The organism is Mesorhizobium sp. M7A.F.Ca.AU.001.01.1.1 (assembly GCF_004022735.1).
Lineage (GTDB): Bacteria > Pseudomonadota > Alphaproteobacteria > Rhizobiales > Rhizobiaceae > Mesorhizobium > Mesorhizobium ciceri.
On sequence record NZ_RZPF01000756.1, the window covers coordinates 1 to 2,993 of the forward strand.

Here is a 2,993-nt window from a genome sequence, read left to right on the forward strand (position 1 = left end):
GACGAGCGGATCGTGCGCCCGGCGGTCGACATCCTGCGCGCCGAAGGCATCGACGCTTTCGGCCCTTTGCCGGCCGACACGTTGTTCCATGTCCGGGCGCGGGCTGGTTACGACGCGGCCCTTTGCATGTATCACGACCAGGCGCTTATCCCGGCCAAGGCGCTGGCTTTCGACGAGGCGGTCAATGTCACGCTCGGCCTGCCCTTTATCCGCACCTCGCCCGACCACGGCACGGCCTTCGACATCGCCGGCAAGGGTGTGGCGCGGCCCGACAGCCTGATAGCGGCGCTGAAGCTTGCCCGGCGGCTGGCCGACACGAACACCAAGGCGGTTGCCGCATGAGATCTCGGGCATGACCATCGACGGGCTGCCGCCGCTGCGCGAGGTGATCGAGCGTCATGGGCTGCAGGCGAAGAAGGCGCTCGGCCAGAATTTCCTGCTCGACCTCAACCTCACCGGCAAGATCGCCCGCACCGCCGGCGACTTGTCCGATGCAACCGTCATCGAGGTCGGCCCCGGTCCCGGCGGGCTGACCCGCGCCTTGCTTGCCAACGGAGCGCGCCAGGTGATCGCCATAGAGCGCGACGAACGTTGCCTGGCTGCTCTTGCCGAAGTGTCCGGCCACTATCCCGGCCGGCTGGAGGTTGTTTCGGGCGATGCGCTGAAGACGGATTTCACGGGCCTTGCCGGTCGAGCGACCGGCAATGGCGGCCCGGTCAAGATCGTGGCCAACCTGCCCTACAACATCGGCACGGAGCTGCTGGTGCGCTGGCTGACGGTCAGCGACTGGCCGCCTTTCTACACCTCGATGACTCTGATGTTCCAGCGCGAGGTGGCCGAGCGCATCGTCGCTCCCGCCGGCAGCGACAGCTATGGCCGGCTGGGGGTTCTTGCCGGCTGGCGGACGGAGGCGAGGATCGCCTTCGACGTACCGCCACAGGCATTCACGCCGCCGCCAAAGGTCACCTCCTCGGTGGTGCATCTTGTGCCGCGCCCGATGCCCCTGCCCACCGAGGTGAAGAAACTCGGCCGCGTCACAGAAGCCGCCTTCGGCCAACGTCGCAAGATGCTGCGGCAAAGCGTTAAGAGCCTCGGCGGCGAGGCCCTGCTCGACCGCGCCGGCATCGATCCGACACGCCGCGCCGAGACGCTCAGCGTCGAGGAGTTTGTAAGGTTGACAAACGCGGTGTAAGAAGCTGCCGATCTGCCCCCTCGTGGGGGAGATTGGCGCTTCACAGCCTCAACCCGTCTTCTCGTCCAACAGTCCCGAGACGAAATCGAACAGGCCTGGCCGGCGGTCGCGTCTCAGCCGCTCGGCGACGACGATGCCGCGCACTTCGGCGAAGGCGCGGTCGAGGTCGTCATTGACGATGACGAAATCATATTCCTTCCAGTGCTCGATCTCGTTGCGGGCGTTTTTCAACCGCGTTTCGATCACCGCTTCCTGGTCTTCGGCGCGGCGCTTCAGCCGTGCCTTCAACTCCTTCATCGATGGCGGCAGGATGAAGATCGAGACGATGTCGGCGCGCATCTTCTCCTTGAGCTGCTGGGCGCCCTGCCAGTCGATGTCGAACAGCATGTCGCGCCCTTCAGACAGCGCCAGTTCGGCAGGCTCGCGCGGTGTCGCATAGCAATTGCCATGCACCTCGGCCCACTCCAGCAGCGCGTCTGAATCACGAAGCCGCTCGAATTCGCGCATCGTCCGGAAATGATAGTGGACGCCTTCGATCTCGCTGCCGCGGCGCGGCCTGGTGGTGACCGAGACCGACAGTTCGAGGCTGGAATCGCTTTCCAGAAGATTGCGCGCGATCGTCGACTTGCCGGCGCCGGACGGCGACGACAGGACGAGCATCAGGCCCCGGCGGCGAATGCGGGACCCCAAATCCTTGGCAACCATCGGCTACTCCAGATTCTGGATCTGTTCACGAAACTGGTCGACCACCGCCTTCAGGTCCAGCCCGATCGCGGTGATGGCGGCGGCATTCGACTTGGAACACAGCGTATTCGATTCGCGGTTAAATTCCTGTGCCAGAAAATCGAGCTTGCGACCGACCGCGCCGCCGCCCACCAGCAGTGCCCGGCCGGATGCGACATGCGTTTTCAGCCGGTCGATCTCTTCGCGAATATCGGCCTTGGTGGCCAGGAACGCGGCCTCCATGTGCAGTCGGGTGGCATCCAAATTGGCGGAAGCGTCCATCAGCAGCCTGACCTGCTCGGCGATGCGTTCCCGGATCACCGCGGTCTCGCGGGATGGATCCACTTCTGCCCGCAGCGTCAGCGCCTCGATTGTGTCGATATGACCCGACAGCAGCAAAGCCAGCGCGGCCCCTTCGCCCTGCCGTGCCTGTTCAAGCCCGTTCAAGGCCACTTCGAGCGCGGCCATGATCGCGGCATCGAGCGCGGCCCTCGCCTCCTCGGTTTCGACAGTTTCGGGAATGTCGAGCACGCCGCGCAGCGACAGCAGTCCATCCGAGGTCGCCGCAGCAACGCCGAACTGCTCCTGCAGCCGCTTGGCGAGCCCGGCCAGGTCCTTCAGGAAGGCTTCGTTGACGACCGGCTGCGCCTGCGCGCCGACGGCACGGCCGATGGTCAGCGTCGCCTGAAAATTGCCGCGTGCAAAACGTTTCTGAAGTATCTGCCGGACAGCCGGTTCCAACCGCTCGAAGCCTTGCGGCAGCCGCAGCCGTACTTCGACGCTCTTGCCGTTGACGGACTTGACCTCCCAGGCGATCGAAGTGCCTTCGTGCTCGGCGACGGCACGTGCAAAACCGGTCATGCTCTGCAAATTCATATCGCCCACACGTCCCTGGCACATTGCCCCGAACCGGCTTTCCGGACAGAGCAAGTGCGGCTTGAAAATGACTGCGCCGCAGGCGCGTCGAAATCGGACGCGCGGCGCTCTTGCAAATGTCAGGGCGTCGCCTGTCGGGCAACGCCTTTCTTCATTCTACTGGGCAGCGCCCGCGTCACCGCCGCTGTCGTCGGCACCGTCA

At 65.0% G+C, this 2,993-nt stretch carries 4 protein-coding genes; 2 read left to right on the forward strand and 2 right to left on the reverse strand.

From position 1 onward, the window contains the following. Both EN884_RS31195 and rsmA read left to right on the forward strand, forming a co-directional pair. Positions 1 to 342: 4-hydroxythreonine-4-phosphate dehydrogenase PdxA (locus tag EN884_RS31195; RefSeq protein WP_206617683.1), on the forward strand; the 342-nt coding region annotated here is incomplete at its 5' end. Between the two features lie 10 nt (positions 343 to 352). Next, on the forward strand, positions 353 to 1,192 hold the full coding sequence (gene rsmA / locus EN884_RS31200) for a 16S rRNA (adenine(1518)-N(6)/adenine(1519)-N(6))-dimethyltransferase RsmA (protein ID WP_013532511.1): 840 nt from the start codon (positions 353 to 355) through the stop codon (positions 1,190 to 1,192). A gap of 48 nt (positions 1,193 to 1,240) precedes the next feature. On the opposite strand, the gene gmk is transcribed toward rsmA, so the two are convergent. Both gmk and EN884_RS31210 read right to left on the reverse strand, forming a co-directional pair. Then, complete coding sequence (gene gmk, locus EN884_RS31205; protein WP_013532512.1) at positions 1,241 to 1,897, reverse strand: guanylate kinase; 657 nt, start codon at positions 1,895 to 1,897, stop codon at positions 1,241 to 1,243. A gap of 3 nt (positions 1,898 to 1,900) precedes the next feature. Beyond that, complete coding sequence (locus EN884_RS31210; protein ID WP_013532513.1) at positions 1,901 to 2,791, reverse strand: YicC/YloC family endoribonuclease; 891 nt, start codon at positions 2,789 to 2,791, stop codon at positions 1,901 to 1,903. Positions 2,792 to 2,993: the final 202 nt, after the last annotated feature.